The organism is Streptomyces sp. NPDC057136, from assembly GCF_042670885.1.
In the GTDB taxonomy this organism is placed as follows: Bacteria; Actinomycetota; Actinomycetes; order Streptomycetales; family Streptomycetaceae; genus Streptomyces.
In genome coordinates this window covers 30,776-46,771 of sequence record NZ_JBHUUV010000030.1, presented here as the reverse complement: position 1 = coordinate 46,771, position 15,996 = coordinate 30,776, and the positions used below count along the sequence as shown (strand labels likewise).

At 70.1% G+C, this 15,996-nt stretch carries 15 protein-coding genes; 12 read left to right on the top strand and 3 right to left on the bottom strand.

Features of this window, described 5'->3' with window-relative positions:
• Window positions 1-1,107, top strand: coding sequence for an oxidoreductase (locus ACFT7S_RS28850; protein WP_382736824.1), 1,107 nt, complete (start codon window positions 1-3; stop codon window positions 1,105-1,107).
• 25 nt (window positions 1,108-1,132) lie between these two features.
• On the opposite strand, the gene ACFT7S_RS28845 is transcribed toward ACFT7S_RS28850, so the two are convergent.
• Entirely contained in the window at window positions 1,133-1,420 is a 288-nt protein-coding gene (locus ACFT7S_RS28845; protein ID WP_382736822.1) for a YciI family protein, read from the bottom strand.
• Between the two features lie 31 nt (window positions 1,421-1,451).
• Here ACFT7S_RS28845 and ACFT7S_RS28840 point away from each other — a divergent pair, with 31 nt between their 5' ends.
• On the top strand, window positions 1,452-2,129 hold the full coding sequence (locus tag ACFT7S_RS28840; RefSeq protein WP_382736820.1) for an endonuclease V: 678 nt from the start codon (window positions 1,452-1,454) through the stop codon (window positions 2,127-2,129).
• Between the two features lie 63 nt (window positions 2,130-2,192).
• Window positions 2,193-2,336: a morphogenic membrane protein MmpA gene (gene mmpA / locus ACFT7S_RS28835; RefSeq protein ID WP_382736819.1), complete on the top strand. Its 144-nt coding sequence runs from the start codon at window positions 2,193-2,195 to the stop codon at window positions 2,334-2,336.
• Window positions 2,337-2,346: 10 nt separating this feature from the next.
• Here the strand turns inward: mmpA and ACFT7S_RS28830 are convergent, their stop codons facing one another.
• On the bottom strand, window positions 2,347-3,537 hold the full coding sequence (locus ACFT7S_RS28830) for a saccharopine dehydrogenase family protein (protein WP_382736817.1): 1,191 nt from the start codon (window positions 3,535-3,537) through the stop codon (window positions 2,347-2,349).
• A 202-nt stretch (window positions 3,538-3,739) separates the two neighbouring features.
• Here ACFT7S_RS28830 and ACFT7S_RS28825 point away from each other — a divergent pair, with 202 nt between their 5' ends.
• From ACFT7S_RS28825 to ACFT7S_RS28810, 4 genes are read left to right on the top strand one after another with little or no spacing between them, the layout of a single operon-like run.
• On the top strand, window positions 3,740-4,894 hold the full coding sequence (locus tag ACFT7S_RS28825) for a CaiB/BaiF CoA transferase family protein (protein WP_382736815.1): 1,155 nt from the start codon (window positions 3,740-3,742) through the stop codon (window positions 4,892-4,894).
• A 9-nt stretch (window positions 4,895-4,903) separates the two neighbouring features.
• On the top strand, window positions 4,904-6,046 hold the full coding sequence (locus ACFT7S_RS28820; RefSeq protein ID WP_382736813.1) for an acyl-CoA dehydrogenase family protein: 1,143 nt from the start codon (window positions 4,904-4,906) through the stop codon (window positions 6,044-6,046).
• A 36-nt stretch (window positions 6,047-6,082) separates the two neighbouring features.
• Window positions 6,083-7,297, top strand: a complete 1,215-nt coding sequence (locus ACFT7S_RS28815; RefSeq protein WP_382736812.1) for an acetyl-CoA C-acetyltransferase — start codon at window positions 6,083-6,085, stop codon at window positions 7,295-7,297.
• A gap of 39 nt (window positions 7,298-7,336) precedes the next feature.
• Window positions 7,337-9,508 carry a 3-hydroxyacyl-CoA dehydrogenase NAD-binding domain-containing protein gene (locus tag ACFT7S_RS28810; protein ID WP_382736810.1) on the top strand — a complete coding sequence of 724 codons (2,172 nt, stop codon included), beginning with the start codon at window positions 7,337-7,339 and terminating at the stop codon, window positions 9,506-9,508.
• 31 nt (window positions 9,509-9,539) lie between these two features.
• Here ACFT7S_RS28810 and ACFT7S_RS28805 read toward each other — a convergent pair whose 3' ends face one another.
• Window positions 9,540-10,271 (bottom strand): MerR family transcriptional regulator, encoded by a 732-nt coding sequence (locus tag ACFT7S_RS28805; RefSeq protein ID WP_382736808.1) that lies wholly within the window; start codon window positions 10,269-10,271, stop codon window positions 9,540-9,542.
• 172 nt (window positions 10,272-10,443) lie between these two features.
• On the opposite strand from ACFT7S_RS28805, the gene ACFT7S_RS28800 reads away from it, so the two are divergent.
• The 5 genes from ACFT7S_RS28800 to ACFT7S_RS28780 all read left to right on the top strand — a co-directional run bounded on the left by ACFT7S_RS28800 (window position 10,444) and on the right by ACFT7S_RS28780 (window position 15,983).
• Window positions 10,444-10,920, top strand: a complete 477-nt coding sequence (locus ACFT7S_RS28800) for a macro domain-containing protein (protein WP_382736806.1) — start codon at window positions 10,444-10,446, stop codon at window positions 10,918-10,920.
• Between the two features lie 97 nt (window positions 10,921-11,017).
• Window positions 11,018-11,647 carry a TetR/AcrR family transcriptional regulator gene (locus ACFT7S_RS28795; protein WP_382736804.1) on the top strand — a complete coding sequence of 210 codons (630 nt, stop codon included), beginning with the start codon at window positions 11,018-11,020 and terminating at the stop codon, window positions 11,645-11,647.
• A 137-nt stretch (window positions 11,648-11,784) separates the two neighbouring features.
• Window positions 11,785-12,687 (top strand): oxygenase MpaB family protein, encoded by a 903-nt coding sequence (locus ACFT7S_RS28790; RefSeq protein WP_382736802.1) that lies wholly within the window; start codon window positions 11,785-11,787, stop codon window positions 12,685-12,687.
• A gap of 144 nt (window positions 12,688-12,831) precedes the next feature.
• On the top strand, window positions 12,832-14,175 hold the full coding sequence (locus tag ACFT7S_RS28785; protein ID WP_382736800.1) for a M14 family metallocarboxypeptidase: 1,344 nt from the start codon (window positions 12,832-12,834) through the stop codon (window positions 14,173-14,175).
• A 74-nt stretch (window positions 14,176-14,249) separates the two neighbouring features.
• Entirely contained in the window at window positions 14,250-15,983 is a 1,734-nt protein-coding gene (locus ACFT7S_RS28780; RefSeq protein WP_382736798.1) for a BCCT family transporter, read from the top strand.
• Window positions 15,984-15,996: the final 13 nt, after the last annotated feature.

Here is a 15,996-nt window from a genome sequence, read left to right as displayed (position 1 = left end):
ATGAAGGCCATGGGAAAGACGAGACGACTGATAGCAATGGGGCTGTGCGGGGCGGCTGTTACCGCCGCTCTGGCCGCACCGACCGCGCAGGCCGCACCGGACGCATCAGCGGGACCGGAGGGGCGGAGCGCGAGCTGGTCCCTCACCGACACCGGTACGACGGCACGCTTCCGAGGACTCGCCGCTGTCAGCCGCAGTTCCGCCTGGGTCGCCGGATCGAAGGGCACGGTCCTGCGCACGTCCGACGGCGGCAGGCACTGGCGCGACGTATCGCCGCCCGGGGCGGCCGAGCTGGAGTTCCGTGACATCGAGGCATTCGACAGCCGGCGCGCCGTGGTGCTGGCCATCGGCGAGGGCGAGGCATCCAGGGTCTTCCGTACGGCCGACGGCGGAGCGACCTGGACGGAGTCCTTCCGTAACACCGACGCCCGCGCCTTCTACGACTGTCTGACCTTCTTCGACCACCGGCACGGTCTCGCGATGAGCGACCCGGTGGACGGGAAGTTCCGCATCCTGTCGACCGACGACGGCGGCCGCAGCTGGAAGGTGCTGCCCCCGGCCGGGATGCCGGCCGCCCAGCCCGGCGAGGCGGGCTTCGCCGCGAGCGGCCAGTGCCTGGTCAGCTCGGGGCCGAAGGACGTCTGGCTGGCCACCGGCGGCGCGGCCACCGCGCGGGTCCTGCACTCCGGGGACCGCGGCCTGACCTGGACCGCGACCGACTCGACGATCCCGGCGGGCGACCCGGCGCGGGGCGTCTTCGGCGTCGCGTTCCGCGACCGTACGCACGGCATCGCGGTCGGTGGTGACTACCGCGCCGACCAGCAGTCGCCGAAGAGTTCCGCGGTCACGGCCGACGGGGGCCGCGGCTGGCAGCAGTCCGCCACCACACCCCCCGCCTACCGCTCGGGCGTCGCCTGGCTGCCGCACAGCCGGTCCGGCGCACTGACGGTCGGGCCGACCGGTACGGACCTCACGCTGGACGGCGGCCGGACCTGGCGCACGGTCGACACCGGTTCGTACGACACGGTGGACTGCACGGCCGACTTCGGCTGCTGGGCATCGGGGGAGAAGGGCCGGGTGGCGGTTCTCACCCCTTCCGGCGGCTGAGGAGCCCCGGGGAAGCCCGGGCCGACTACTGCCGGTACGGCGCCAGCTCCGGTGACGTTTTCGTTGCGATGAACTCCGTGATCCGGTAGTCGCACACGCCTTCGGCCGCGAAGGGGTCGGCCGCCGCGATCTTCTCGATCTGCGCGCGGTCGTCCCCAACGGCCAGGATCACGCCGCCGTCCCGGGGGTTCTTGCGGCCCGAAGCGAGGAAAACCCCGGCGGCGTACTGCGCGTCCAGCCAGGTGATGTGGTCCTGCATCAGCGCGTCGACGCGCTCGACGGGGGCTGTGTAGGTCAACTCGAGTACGAACATGATCGCCAGGCTACCTAAGCTGGACCCCACTATGACTACCTTCCGTATGCCTGCCGACGAGGCCGAAGCCCGGGCCATTCAGGACTCCCTGCGCGCCCAGGTGGTGCTCGACGAACCCGGGCCGCCGCCCGGCACCGGTCTGGTGACCGGCGTAGACGTCGCCTACGACGAGAAGAAGGACGTCGTGGTGGCGGCGGCCGTCGTCCTGGACGCCGAGACGCTCGACGTCGTGGAAGAGGCCACTGCCGTCGGTAGCGTCACCTTCCCCTATGTTCCCGGGCTCCTCGCCTTCCGCGAGATGCCCACCGTGCTGGAGGCGCTGGAGTCCCTGACCGTCGACCCAGGGCTCGTCATCTGCGACGGCTACGGGCTGGCGCACCCGCGCCGCTTCGGGCTGGCCAGCCATCTGGGCGTACTCACCGGGCTGCCGGTCATCGGCGTCGGAAAGAATCCGTTCACCTTCCACTACGAGGCGCCGGGGCCCCTGCGAGGGGACACCTCGCCGCTCCTCGACGGGGAGGAGGAGGTGGGCCGGGCCGTGCGTACCCAGGAGGGCACCAAGCCGGTATTCGTCTCCGTCGGCCACCGGATCAGCCTCGACAACGCCTGCGCCCACACCCTCCGGCTGGCCCGTCGTTTCCGCCAGCCGGAGACCACCCGCAGGGCCGACGCGCTCTGCCGCCAGACGCTGCGCGAGGCGACCGCCTGAGTACGACCGCCTGAGTATCCGTACGGATGGCGCCCGCCGCTCATGATCGGCAGGCTGGAACGTATGAACACGCATCGCACGAGTGTCCGACCCGTACCTATTCAGCATGCCCAGCGCCGTGTCGCGGTGGGCATGCTTCTAGGCGTCGTCGCGGGGCTCGTCTGGGCCGGCGCGATGCTCTACACCCTGGCCTCCTGGGTCCTCTGACCCACCGGACTCAACGGACCGCGGCCACCCGGAAGCCCATTCCGGCCGCCTTCAGCCGCTCCAGCAGCGCATCACCCATCGCCACCGCGGTGGTGACCTGCCCCGAGGTCGTGGGAAGGTCGTCCAGGGCGAGGCAGAGCGCCGACTCGGCCAGCATCTTCGCCGTCTCGTCGTAGCCCGGATCGCCGCCCGACACCTCGGTGAAGACCCGGCGTCCGCCGCCCTCCCCGACGAAGCGCACCGTGAACCAGCTGTTCTTCCGGCGCTGCTCGTCCGGTCCCTTCCCCGGTTCGTAACGCTCCATCATCCAGTCCCTGGCGGCGGGGAGCTGGGCGGCGGCCAGGAGCGCCCCGATGGCAGCGGTGCCGCCGAGCGCCACCGGAAGACGCTTCACCGAGGCGAAGTGCCGGTAACGGAAATCGGGGCCGTACCGCTCAAGCGCCCGCGCCGAACGTGCCACGACCTGCGGGTCCAGGGTCGGCAGCGGGAGCGCCCAGGTGCCGGTCGCCCCGCTGAAGTGCGGGGCTCCCAGCGGGGACCTGGCCCGGCGGCCGACCAGACGGGGCTCGTGCAGATGCCGCTCCTTCGCCGCCCGCAGCAGCTGCGGGCCGCGGCCCATCGCGGTCAGGGCCGAGGCGAACGTACCGCCGGAGAAGGCGGCGTTGCTGCGGACGAAGCCGTCGACGGTCAGCGGCACCCCGGTCGGCAGCTGCTGGACGGTGAAGTACACCCCGAGGTCGTGCGGCACGGAGTCGAAGCCGCAGGCGTGCACGATCCGAGCCCCCGTCTCGCGGGCCCGTGCGTCGTGTTCCAGATACATCCGGTCGACGAACTCCGCCTCGCCCGTGAGGTCGGCGCAGTCCGTCCCGGCCTCCGCGCAGGCGGCGACCAGTTTCTCCCCGTACCAGACGTACGGTCCCACCGTCGTGGCCACCACGTGCGTGGACTCGGCCAGCGCGCGCAACGACTCCGCGTCGTCGGCGTCCGCGTGCAGCAGGGGCAGATCCGCACAGCCGGGGTCGATGGCCGTGAGGCGGTCACGCAGCTGTTCCAGCTTGGTCCGGTTCCGGCCGGCCAGTGCCCAGCGGCACGTGGCGGGGGCATGCGCGGCCAGATATTCGGCCGTCAGCACCCCCACGAAGCCGGTGGCACCGAAAAGGACGACGTCATAGGGGCGTTCTGCCCCGTTCTGCCTGTTCACGAGTGCCTCCGCAGGGGCCGGCGCCGATGTAGCAGGCAGAGGTTAGCGGAGGCCGACATGGTGGTGCGCGGCGGGCGGGGTCGTGCGGGAGGGCCCGGAAGAGGAAACTAAGCGCTTGCTCGGCCCAAAGGGTTGTGCGGAGTGCCGTGCGTTCTTAGCATCGTTGATGTTACATCGGTTGTGTCATACCTTTGGGGGCTTGATGGCAAGGGCAGAGAGCGTTCCGCAGGGCCCGCTGACCGGGGTACGTGTGGTCGAACTGGCCGGCATCGGTCCGGGTCCGTTCGCCGCCATGCTCCTGGCCGACCTCGGCGCCGACGTGGTCCGGGTCGACCGGCCGGGCGGTGCGGGTCTCGGTATCGACCCGGCCCTCGACCTCACCAACCGCAACAAGCGCTCGGTCATCGTCGACCTCAAGGCCGAGGACGGAGCGGCCCGGGTGCTGGACCTCGTCGAGCGCGCCGACATCCTGATCGAGGGCTACCGGCCCGGAGTCGCCGAGCGTCTCGGCGTGGGCCCCGACGCCTGTCTGGCCCGCAATCCGCAGCTCGTCTACGGGCGGATGACCGGCTGGGGCCAGGACGGCCCGCTCGCCCAGCGCGCCGGGCACGACATCGCGTACATCGCTGTCACCGGCACCCTCTCCATGATCGGGAAGCCCGGAGAGCCCCCGACAGTCCCCGCCAACCTGGTCGGCGACTACGCGGGCGGTTCCCTCTACCTCGTCGTCGGCGTCCTCGCCGCCCTCCAGCACGCCCGGACGCCGGGCGGCGCGGGCCAGGTCGTGGACGCGGCGATCGTCGACGGCGCCGCCCATCTGGCCACGATGATGCACGGGATGCTGGCGGCCGGCAGCTGGCAGGACCGGCGCGGCTCGAACCTGCTTGACGGCGGCTGCCCCTTCTACGGCACCTACGAGACGGCCGACGGGCAGTACATGGCGGTGGGGCCGCTGGAACAGCGGTTCTACGAGGAGTTCATCACGCTCCTCGGGATCGCGGACACTGCCCCGGACCGGGGAGACCTCACCCGCTGGGGCGAGCTGCGCACCGCCGTCGCCGAGCGGTTCCTGACCCGTACGCGTACGGAGTGGACCGAGGTCTTCGAGGGCACGGACGCCTGCGTCGCCCCCGTCCTGTCGCTCCGTGAGGCCCCGCACCATCCGCACATCGCCGCCCGCTCCACCTTCGTCGAGCACGGCGGACTCACCCAGCCGGCTCCCGCGCCCCGCTTCTCCGCCACACCGGTCTCCGTGCGCAGCGGGCCCGCCCGGCCGGGCGCCGACACCGAGGACGTGGCCCGCGACTGGGACGTACCGGGCCTCCGCATCAGCTCCACCGACGACAACCGGCTCTAGGGGGCCTCAGTGCAGCGGCAGATCTTCACCGAAGAACACGACGCATTCCGCGAAACCGTCCGCACCTTCCTCACCAAGGAGGTCCTCCCGCACTACGAGCAGTGGGAGAAGGACGGCATCGTCTCGCGCGAGGCCTGGCTCGCGGCCGGACGGCAGGGACTTCTCGGTTTCGCCGTCCCCGAGGAGTACGGCGGAGGCGGCAACGCCGACTTCCGCTACAGCGCCGTCCTCGCCGAGGAATTTACCCGTGCGGGCGCCCCCGGCCTCGCCCTCGGCCTGCACAACGACATCATCGGCCCCTACCTCACCGGGCTGGCCGACGACGAGCAGAAGCGGCGCTGGCTGCCCGGCTTCTGCAGCGGCGAGATCATCACGGCCATCGCGATGACCGAACCGGGCGCGGGCTCCGACCTCCAGGGCATCCGCACCACCGCCGAGGACAAGGGCGACCACTGGCTGCTCAACGGCTCGAAGACGTTCATCTCCAACGGCATCCTCGCCGACCTCGTGATCGTCGTCGCCCAGACCACGCCCGAGGGCGGCGCGAAGGGGCTCTCCCTGATCGTCGTCGAGCGTGGCGCGGAAGGCTTCGAGCGGGGCCGCAACCTCGACAAGATCGGCCAGAAGTCCCAGGACACCGCCGAGCTGTTCTTCAACGATGTCCGGGTCCCCAAGGAGAACCTTCTCGGTGAGCGGGACGGCGCCTTCATCCACCTCATGACCAACCTGGCACAGGAACGGATGGGCATCGCGGTCGCCGGAATCGCCGGCGCCGAATACCTCCTGGAGATCACCACCCAGTACGTCAAGGAGCGCGAGGCATTCGGCCGGCCGCTCTCCAAGCTCCAGCACATCCGGTTCGAGATCGCCGAGATGGCCACCGAATGCGCCGTCACCCGGACCTTCCTCGACCGCTGCATCGTGGACCACTCGGACGGCGTGCTCGACGCCGTACACGCCTCCATGGCCAAGTGGTGGGCCACCGAACTGCAGAAGCGCGTCGCCGACCGCTGCCTCCAACTCCACGGCGGATACGGCTATATGGCCGAATTCCCGGTGGCCAGGGCATTCACCGACGGCCGCATCCAGACCATCTACGGCGGCACGACCGAGATTATGAAAGAGATCATCGGCCGCTCGATCCTCGCCTGACCTCCGCTGCGCAACCACCCTCGAAAGGCTGCTGTCTTGAGTACCGAAGCGTTCGTCTACGACGCGATCCGCACCCCGCGGGGCCGCGGCAAGGCCAATGGCGCCCTGCACGGCACCAAGCCGATCGACCTGGTCGTCGGCCTCATCCACGAGATCCGCGACAGGTTCCCCAACCTGGACCCGGCGGCCATCGACGACATCGTCCTCGGTGTGGTCAGCCCGCTCGGTGACCAGGGTTCCGACATCGCCCGTGTCGCCGCCATCGCGGCCGGCCTCCCCGACTCCGTCGCGGGCGTCCAGGAGAACCGCTTCTGTGCCTCCGGCCTCGAAGCGGTCAACCTGGCAGCGGCCAAGGTGCGCTCCGGCTGGGAGGACCTCGTCCTGGCCGGCGGCGTCGAGTCGATGTCCCGCGTGCCGATGGGCTCCGACGGCGGCGCCTGGGCCATGGACCCGATGACCAACTACGAGACCGGCTTCGCCCCGCAGGGCATCGGCGCCGACCTCATCGCCACCATCGAGGGCTTCTCCCGCCGCGATGTCGACGAGTACGCCGCACTCTCCCAGGAGCGCGCGGCCGAGGCATGGAAGGACGGGCGCTTCGCCCGCTCCGTCGTCCCCGTCAAGGACCGCAACGGCCTCGTCGTCCTCGACCACGACGAGCACATGCGCCCCGGCACCACCGCCGACTCGCTCGCCTCGCTCAAGCCGTCCTTCGCCACCATCGGCGAGATGGGCGGCTTCGACGCGGTCGCGCTCCAGAAGTACCACTGGGTCGAGAAGATCGACCACGTCCACCACGCGGGCAACTCCTCCGGCATCGTCGACGGTGCCGCCCTCGTCGCCATCGGCTCGAAGGAGGTCGGCGAGCGCTACGGCCTCACCCCGCGCGCCCGGATCGTCTCCGCCGCCGTCTCCGGCTCCGAGCCGACCATCATGCTGACCGGGCCCGCGCCCGCCACCCGCAAGGCGCTCGCCAAGGCCGGGCTGACCATCGACGACATCGACCTTGTCGAGATCAACGAAGCCTTCGCCGGCGTCGTCCTGCGCTTCGTCAAGGACATGGGTCTCTCCCTGGACAAGGTCAACGTCAACGGCGGCGCCATCGCGCTCGGCCACCCGCTCGGCGCCACCGGCGCGATGATCCTCGGCACCCTCGTCGACGAGCTGGAGCGGCGCGACAAGCGGTACGGCCTCATCACCCTCTGCGTCGGCGGCGGCATGGGCGTCGCCACCGTCATCGAGCGTCTCTGACCGTCCCCGGCCACCCCTGCTTACGGAGAAGACAAGCCAATGACCGAGAGCACGACCATCCGCTGGGAACAGGACGAGACCGGCGTCGTCACCCTCGTCCTCGACGACCCCAACCAGTCCGCCAACACGATGAACCAGGCGTTCAAGGACTCCATCGCGGTCATCGCCGACCGCGCCGAGGCCGAGAAGGACTCCATCCGGGGCATCATCTTCACCTCCGCGAAGAAGACGTTCTTCGCGGGCGGCGACCTCAAGGACATGATCAAGGTCGGCCCCGAGAACGCCCAGCAGGCGTTCGACACCGGGACGGCCATCAAGCGCTCCCTGCGCCGCATCGAGACCCTCGGCAAGCCCGTCGTCGCCGCCATCAACGGCGCCGCCCTCGGCGGCGGTTACGAGATCGCGCTCGCCAGCCACCACCGCATCGCCCTGGACGCGCCAGGCTCCCGCATCGGCCTCCCCGAGGTCACCCTCGGCCTGCTGCCCGCGGGCGGTGGTGTCACCCGCACCGTACGGCTCATGGGCATCGCCGACGCGCTGCTCAAGGTCCTGCTCCAGGGCACCCAGTACACGCCGCGGCGCGCGCTGGAGAACGGCCTGGTCCACGAGGTAGCGGCCACCCCCGAGGAGATGCTCGACAAGGCGCGCGCGTTCATCGACGCCCACCCCGAGTCGCAGCAGCCCTGGGACGTCAAGGGGTACAAGATCCCCGGCGGCACCCCGTCAAACCCGAGGTTCGCCGCCAATCTGCCGGCCTTCCCCTCCAACCTGAAGAAGCAGATCGCGGGCGCCCCGATGCCCGCGCCGCGCAACATCCTGGCCGCCGCCGTCGAGGGCGCACAGGTCGACTTCGAGACCGCGCTGACCATCGAGGCCCGCTACTTCACCGAGCTGGTCACCGGCCAGGTCTCGAAGAACATGATCCAGGCGTTCTTCTTCGACCTCCAGGCCGTCAACTCCGGTGCCAGCCGCCCCAAGGGCATCGCGGAGCGCCCGGTCCGCAAGGTCGCCGTGCTCGGCGCCGGGATGATGGGCGCGGGCATCGCGTACTCCTGCGCGCGCGCCGGCATCGACGTCGTCCTCAAGGACGTCACCACCGAAGCGGCCGCCAAGGGCAAGGCGTACAGCGAGAAGCTGCTCGACAAGGCGCTCTCCCGGGGCCGTACGACGGAGGCGAAGCGCGACGAGCTCCTCGCCCGGATCACCCCGACCGGCGACCCGGCCGACCTGGCGGGCTGCGACGCCGTGATCGAGGCCGTCTTCGAGGACACCTCGCTCAAGCACAAGGTGTTCCAGGAGATCCAGGACATCATCGAGCCCGACGCGCTGCTCTGCTCCAACACCTCCACGCTGCCCATCACCGTCCTCGCCGAAGGCGTGTCGCGACCGGTGGACTTCATCGGGCTGCACTTCTTCTCGCCCGTCGACAAGATGCCGCTCGTCGAGATCATCAAGGGCGAGCGGACCGGCGACGAGGCCCTGGCACGCGCCTTCGACCTGGTCCGGCGGATCAAGAAGACCCCCATCGTGGTCAACGACTCGCGCGGCTTCTTCACCTCGCGCGTCATCGGCCAGTTCATCAACGAGGGCGTCGCCATGATCGGCGAGGGCGTCGAGCCGGCCTCGGTCGAGCAGGCCGCGGCGCAGGCCGGCTACCCGGCCAAGGTGCTCTCCCTGATGGACGAGCTGACGCTCACCCTGCCCCGCAAGATCCGCAACGAGACCAGGCGGGCCGTCGAGGAAGCGGGCGGCTCCTGGGCCGGGCACCCCTCGGACGCCGTGATCGACAGGATGGTCGACGAGTTCGAGCGCCCGGGACGCAGCGGCGGCGCGGGCTTCTACGAGTACGACGAGGCCGGCAAGCGGACCCGCCTCTGGCCCGGGTTGCGGGAGCACTTCGCCAAGCCCGGTGTGGACGTCCCCTTCATCGACATGAAGGAGCGGATGCTCTTCTCCGAGGCTCTGGACAGCGTCCGCTGCCTGGAGGAGGAGGTCCTCATCACGGTCGCCGACGCCAACATCGGCTCCATCATGGGCATCGGCTTCCCGGCCTGGACCGGTGGAGTGCTCCAGTACATCAACGGGTACGAGGGTGGCCTGCCCGGCTTCGTGGCACGCGCACGGGAACTTGCCGAGAAGTACGGCGACCGCTTCCTGCCGCCCGCCCTGCTCGTGGAGAAGGCGGAGAAGGGCGAGACCTTCCACGACTGACCCACTCCGTGCGGGCCGCGCTCATCCGGTGCTACTGCGCCGTGAACGCGGCCCGCAGCTCTTCCTTCAACGAACGCTGGAACGCCGTCACCAGGGCCTGCACCACCATGGGCTGCATATGGGCCGACAGCGACTTCATCGCCGTGACATGCTCCGGATCGGACTCCCGCTCCCGGTACGGACTCCACACCTCGTCCCGGAACAGCCGGGTCAGCTCCTGTGCCGCCGAGCGGGTGTGCTCCAGCAGCACCGTGTGCGCGGCAAGGATCGTCTCGTGCGCGATCGGTACGTCCAGGAGCTCCACGCCGAGCCGGAGGAGCCCCGGATCGACCCGGAAAGCGTCCCCGCCGGCCTCGGGTCGCTCCAGCATGGCCATCGCCGTCAGCAGATCGAGATCCGGCTCGGTGAGCGCCCGTCCCGCGCGCCGTTCCAGCTCGGCCCGTGTCATGTCCTCGGCCTTGTCCGGAGCCCAGGACGCCACAAGCGCGCGGTGGATCGCCAGATCCCGCGCACTCAGATCGGGCGGCAACTGCTCCAGATACCGCTCGATCGCGGCCAGGGTCATGCCCTGGTGCTGGAGCTCCTCGATCAGGGCCAGCCGCGCGAGGTGGTCGCGCCCGTAGTGTCCGACCCTGCGCGGCCCGATCACCGGCGGCGGCAGCAGCCCCCGGGTGCTGTAGAAACGCACGGTGCGGACCGTGACCCCGGCGCGCGCCGCAAGCTCGTCGACGGTGAGCGTCGGCTCCTCGGTCCCGGTCGCCATGTCTGCTCCTCGCTGCTGACTGCTCTGTACTGCCGGGTAGCACTGACCTGCGTACCCATGGGTTCAACAGTATTGCTGTCTCACCACTGTTGTGAAAGTGCGCGGCGGTATTCGGCAGCCCGGGGGCGACGGCAGCGGGCCGACTGTCAGTGGCTCCGCCTACCGTGAGGACATGTCGGAGATCATGTATGTGCGGGGCGATGCCACCGCTCCACAGGGCAAAGGCGTCAAGCTGATCGCGCACATCTGCAACGACCTCGGTGGCTGGGGCAAGGGATTCGTCCTCGCCGTCTCCCGCCGCTGGCCGGAGCCCGAGGCGGCCTACCGCCGTTGGCACCGGGAGCGCGCGGCCAACGACTTCGGTCTCGGGGCGGTGCAGTTCGGTCAGGTCGGCCCGTACACCTGGGTGGCGAACATGGTGGGACAGCGGGGGATGCGCACCGGCAGCAAGGGGGTTCCCGTGCGGTACGAGGCGGTGGACGCGGCCCTGGAAAAGGTGGCCGACCGGGCCGTCGAGCTTGGGGCCACGGTGCACATGCCCGGCATCGGCTGCGGGCTCGCGGGCGGCAAGTGGTCCAGGATCGAGCCGCTGATCGAACAGCGCCTGGTGAAGCGGGGCATATCCGTCACCGTGTACGACTACGACTGACGGATACGGCCTACGCCACCTGGTGTCCGGATGTCTCCATATCCATGTGTCGACCTGGCTATCGTTGAGAGCACAGGGGCGAATCGGGGGAGGGCCCATGGCGCAACGGAGTACGAACGAGAAGCTGCTCGCCCGCGCGCTCACGGAGACGCCGCCGTCCGACGCCCTGAGCGAGCAGATACTCGACGCTGCCCGTGAGCAGTTCATGACGCACGGGGTCCGGCGCACCACCGTCGACCGGATCGCCGGACGGGCCAGGGTCTCCCGGCTCACGGTGCACCGGCGGATCGGCGGCAGGGACGACCTGCTGGCAGCCTGTCTGCTGCGCGAGTACCGCCGTTTCGTCGTGGACGTGGACGCGGTGGTCGCGGCCCTGCCCACCCGGGAGGAACGGCTCGTGGAGGGCTTCGTCGCCGTCCTCCGGCACGTCCGCGAACACCCGCTCGTCGCCGGGTTGTTGCGGATCGAGCCGGAGGTCGTGCTGCCGCTCCTCACCGCGGAGGACGGCCCCGTCCTGCTCGCCCTGCGCGGCTACCTGGCCGACCGGCTGCGCCACGTCGAGTGTGCGCGGGGGCGGCCGGAGGCGGATACCGCACCCGCCGCCGAGCTGGCGGTGCGGATCATCGTCTCCTTCCTTCTCAACCCGGCCGGCTCCTTCGCCCTCGACGACGACGAGCAGCTCCGGTTCCTCGCGCGCCGCTGCCTGGTGCCCTTGCTGGCCACCTGACGGACCGGGGCGATCCGGCCCCCCGACCCCGCTCCCCGGCCCCGCCCCCCCGGCGCACGGACCGCCCGTGATCGCATACTGGAAGACATCAGGGCCGGTCACGGGACCGCACGCCCGCCGACCGCCGGGAGCGCCGCATGGACAGCACAGCAGTCGAGGTGCCGGACGAGGGCGAGGCCCCCGCGCCGCCCCCGCCCGGCGGCGTGCTGTGGAGTCTGACCGGTGATATCCGCTCCCTGCTGATCCTGCCCTCCGCCCTCACCCTCCAGGTCGCCCACCCGGCGGTCGGCGCGGGCGTCGACGAGCACTCCGTCTTCCGCACGGACCCGTGGGGGCGCGGCGAGCGGTCCCTGCGTTCGCTCCAGCTCTGGGTGTACGGAGGCGAGGCAGCGGCCGAGGAGGGGCGCCGGCTCCGCAGACTGCACCGGACCATCCGGGGGACCGACACCCGGGGCCGCCGCTACCACGCGCTGACGCCCGCGAACTACGCCTGGGTGCACGCCACCGGCTTCCCCGTGTACCGGCACGCGGCGCGCTATCTGGTCCGCCCGATGACCGAGGCACAGGAGCGTGCCCTCTACCGCGAATGGCTCCAGGTGGGCCGGATACTCGGCATCCACGACCGGGACATGCCGCAGACGCTCGAGGAGTTCTGGCCGTACTACCGCAGGATGCTCGCCGAGGAGATCGAGGCGACCGCCGTCGTCCGCGAACTGGTGGCCCCCGACGCGACCGTCCCCCCGCCGGACCGTGGCCCGCTGCCCGTACGGCTCCTGCTCCGGGCTCTGTGGCCGGTACTGCTGCCGCCCCTGGCCCGGTTCCGCAGCTTGGTCACCGTCGGTCTCATGCCGCCGGATGCCCGTGCGGCGATCGGTCTGGAGTGGACGCCGGAGCAGGAGCGGAAGCTGCGTCGTTTCTGCCGCGTCGTACGGACCGTGGTCCCCGTGCTTCCCGAGCGCCTGCGCTATCTGCCGCTCGCCCGCAGGGCGCGTGCTGCGCACCGGCGGGCGAGCAACGGACCGGTTCCGTCGGGACGGTAGCCGCCCCGCTTCACCGGCGCACCGGCACGTCACCCGGTGATCGCCCCCTGTTGCACAGCAGTTGACCGAGGTACCTTCCGCACACGCTGATACGTGGGCGGGCACCGTCGTGCCCGCCCACCGCATCCCGGGAGGCAGCCGCAGATGACCCCTCGCATCGCCCGTGCACTCCGCAGCACCCGAACTCCGGACGTTCCCCGCAGGCGCCGCGCCGGCCTGCGCGGCTTCGCCCTGACCGTTGCCGCGGCGGCGCTCGCCGTACCGTTCGCCACCGGCCCCGCCGAGGCCGCGGACTCCGCGCCCCGTACCGGATTCGAGACGAGCAACGGGGCCCGCTGGACCGGGCAGCCCGAGGAGCAGGACTTCCTCGCCGCGGTCGACCGGGCGAGCGACCGCGTCGCGATCGAACGGATCGGGACGACGAAGCAGGGCCGGCCCCTCCAGCTGGTCCGCATCGGCGCCCACCGGCCTGCCGCCCATACGATGCTGTTGATCTGCAGTCAGCACGGCAACGAACCGTCCGGCCGCGAGACATGTCTCTCCACCGTCCGGGATCTCGCCTACGCCCGGGACCGGGCGACCAGCACCTTCCTCTCCCGTACGAATGTGCTGGTCCTGCCCACCGCCAACCCCGACGGACGGGCGGCGAACACCCGCGGCAACGCGGACGGCGTCGACATCAACCGTGACCACATCGCGTTGCAGACCGTCGAGGGCCGTGCCATGGCCGGTGTCATCCGCGACCAACAGCCCGATGTGATCTACGACTTGCACGAATACGGGGCCACCCCGCCGTACTACGACAAGGACCTCTTCGTCCTCTGGCCCCGTAACCTCAACGTCGACGACGGGGTGCACGACGCCTCGCAGACCCTGTCCGACAGGTACGTCAGGCCCGTGGCGGCGGAGTCCGGCTACAGCAGCGGCATCTACGGAATCTGGACCGACCCGGTCACCGGAGACCCCATCAAGCAGACCGCGGGCGACGGGCAGGAGCGCATCCTGCGCAACACCTCGGGCCTCAAGCACGCGGTGGGCCTGCTCATCGAGTCCCGCGTCGACGCACTCTCCGCCGCCGAGAAGGCCGATCCGGCACTCAATCAGCGGCGCCGGGTCGAATCCCAGCAGGCCGCACTCGACGGCCTGTTCACCTTCGACGACGAGCGGCGCGGCCGGACCGAGGCCGCCACCACGGCGTCCCGCACCGCGGGCTTCGCCGACCGCGGTCCGGTCTATCTCGGCGGTGCCGACAACGACCCGGCGGAGCCCGGCGAGATCCTTCAGGACCCGCCCTGCGGATACCGGCTCTCCGCGGCCCAGTACACCGAGGTCAAGGACGAACTGGCCCTGCACGGTGTCACCTCCCGGCCCGACGGTGACGGAGCGTATGTGCCGCTGAGGCAGTCGGCCCGTGATCTGGTTCCGCTCCTCCTGGACGAGAGGGCGACATATCACCTCACAAACGGTCAAGCCGATACGGCTTGTTGATCCCTGGAGATGTGCGTTGCGTGTGGTACTGCCTACGGAGAGCGAAATTTCGTACTCCGTGAAAGGTGCCATTTGTGTCGCAGGACGATCAGAAGTCGGGTGGGCGGGGGGAGCTGCCGGTCACGGCGGACCTCCCCGCCGGTCCGCACCACGGCGGGCAACCCACGACCGACCGGGTGGTATTCGGAGTCACGGCGGTACTCACTCTCGCCTTCGTGGTCTGGGGCGCCACCGCCACCGACTCACTGGAGAGCGTCTCCAGCAAGCTGCTCAACGGCCTGATCCACAACGGTGGTTGGGCCTTCATGCTCGCGGCATCCGGGTTCGTCGTCTTCGCCCTGTGGCTCGCGATCAGCCGCTACGGGAAGATCGAGCTCGGGCAGGAGGGCGAGAAGCCCGAGTTCCGGACCATCTCCTGGGTCGCCATGATGTTCAGCGCCGGCATGGGCATCGGTCTGATGTTCTACGGAGTGAGCGAGCCGCTGGCCCACTTCATCGCTCCGCCGCCCGGCACGCACCCCGCCGACGCCGCCGAGGCGATGCAGACGGCGATGGCCACCACCCTCTTCCACTGGACGTTGCACCCCTGGGCGATCTACGCGGTGGTCGGGCTCGCCATCGCGTACAGCACCTACCGGCGGCGCAGACGGCAGACGATCAGTGCGGTTTTCGAGCCGCTCATCGGGGAACGGCACGCCCACGGCGGCGCCGGCCGATTCATCGACATCCTCGCCATCTTCGCCACACTCTTCGGCTCCGCGACCTCACTGGGGCTCGGCGCACTCCAGATCGGCAGCGGATTCCACGAGCTGAACTGGCGGGAGAAGGCGGGCACGGGTCTCCTGATCACGATCATCGGTGTCCTGACGATCGCCTTCGTCGCCTCCGCGATCTCCGGCGTCGAGAAGGGCATCCAGTGGCTGTCCAACATCAATATGGTGCTCGCCGTGACCCTCGCGGTCTTCGTGTTCATCGCCGGTCCCACGATCATCGTGCTGGACCTGCTGCCCACCTCGCTCGCCGCCTACTTCGGTGACCTCGCCCAGCTCGCGGGACGTACCGAGGCGACCGGCAAGGGCGAGGTGGCCGACTGGCTCAGCAGCTGGACGGTCTTCTACTGGGCCTGGTGGATCTCCTGGACGCCGTTCGTAGGCATGTTCATCGCCAGGATCAGCCGCGGCCGTACCATCCGCCAGTTCATCGGCGGCGTCATCCTGGTCCCCAGCGCCGTCAGCCTGGTCTGGTTCGCGGTCTTCGGCGGCACGGCGATCAAGCTGCAGGAAGCCGGCAAGCTCGCTGACGCCACCACTCCGGAGGGCCAGCTCTTCGGCGTCCTCCAGCAGTTCCCGGTGGCCACCCTGATGAGCATCCTGGTGATGGTTCTGGTCGGCATCTTCTTCGTCTCCGGCGCCGATGCCGCCTCCATCGTGATGGGCACGCTCTCGCAGAAGGGCATCCTCGAACCCGCCACATGGGTCGTGATCTTCTGGGGCGTCGTCACCGGCGCCGTGGCCGCCATCATGCTGCTCATCGGCAACGGCAAGGGCGACGCACTCGCCGGACTGCAGAACCTCACCATCCTGGTGGCCGCCCCGTTCACCCTGGTCATGGTCGGCATGTGCGTGGCCCTGATGAAGGACCTTCGCCAGGACCCGATGATCGTCCGCCAGGAGTTCGGCATCGAAGCCGTCGAGTCCGCGGTCATCGCGGGCCACACCAAGTACGACGGCGACTTCGAGATCCGGATCGGCCCCGGCGCGGGCCAGGTCACCACGGACGAGCGGCACAAGTCCGACCCCGACGGCTGACGGTGGCTCCAAG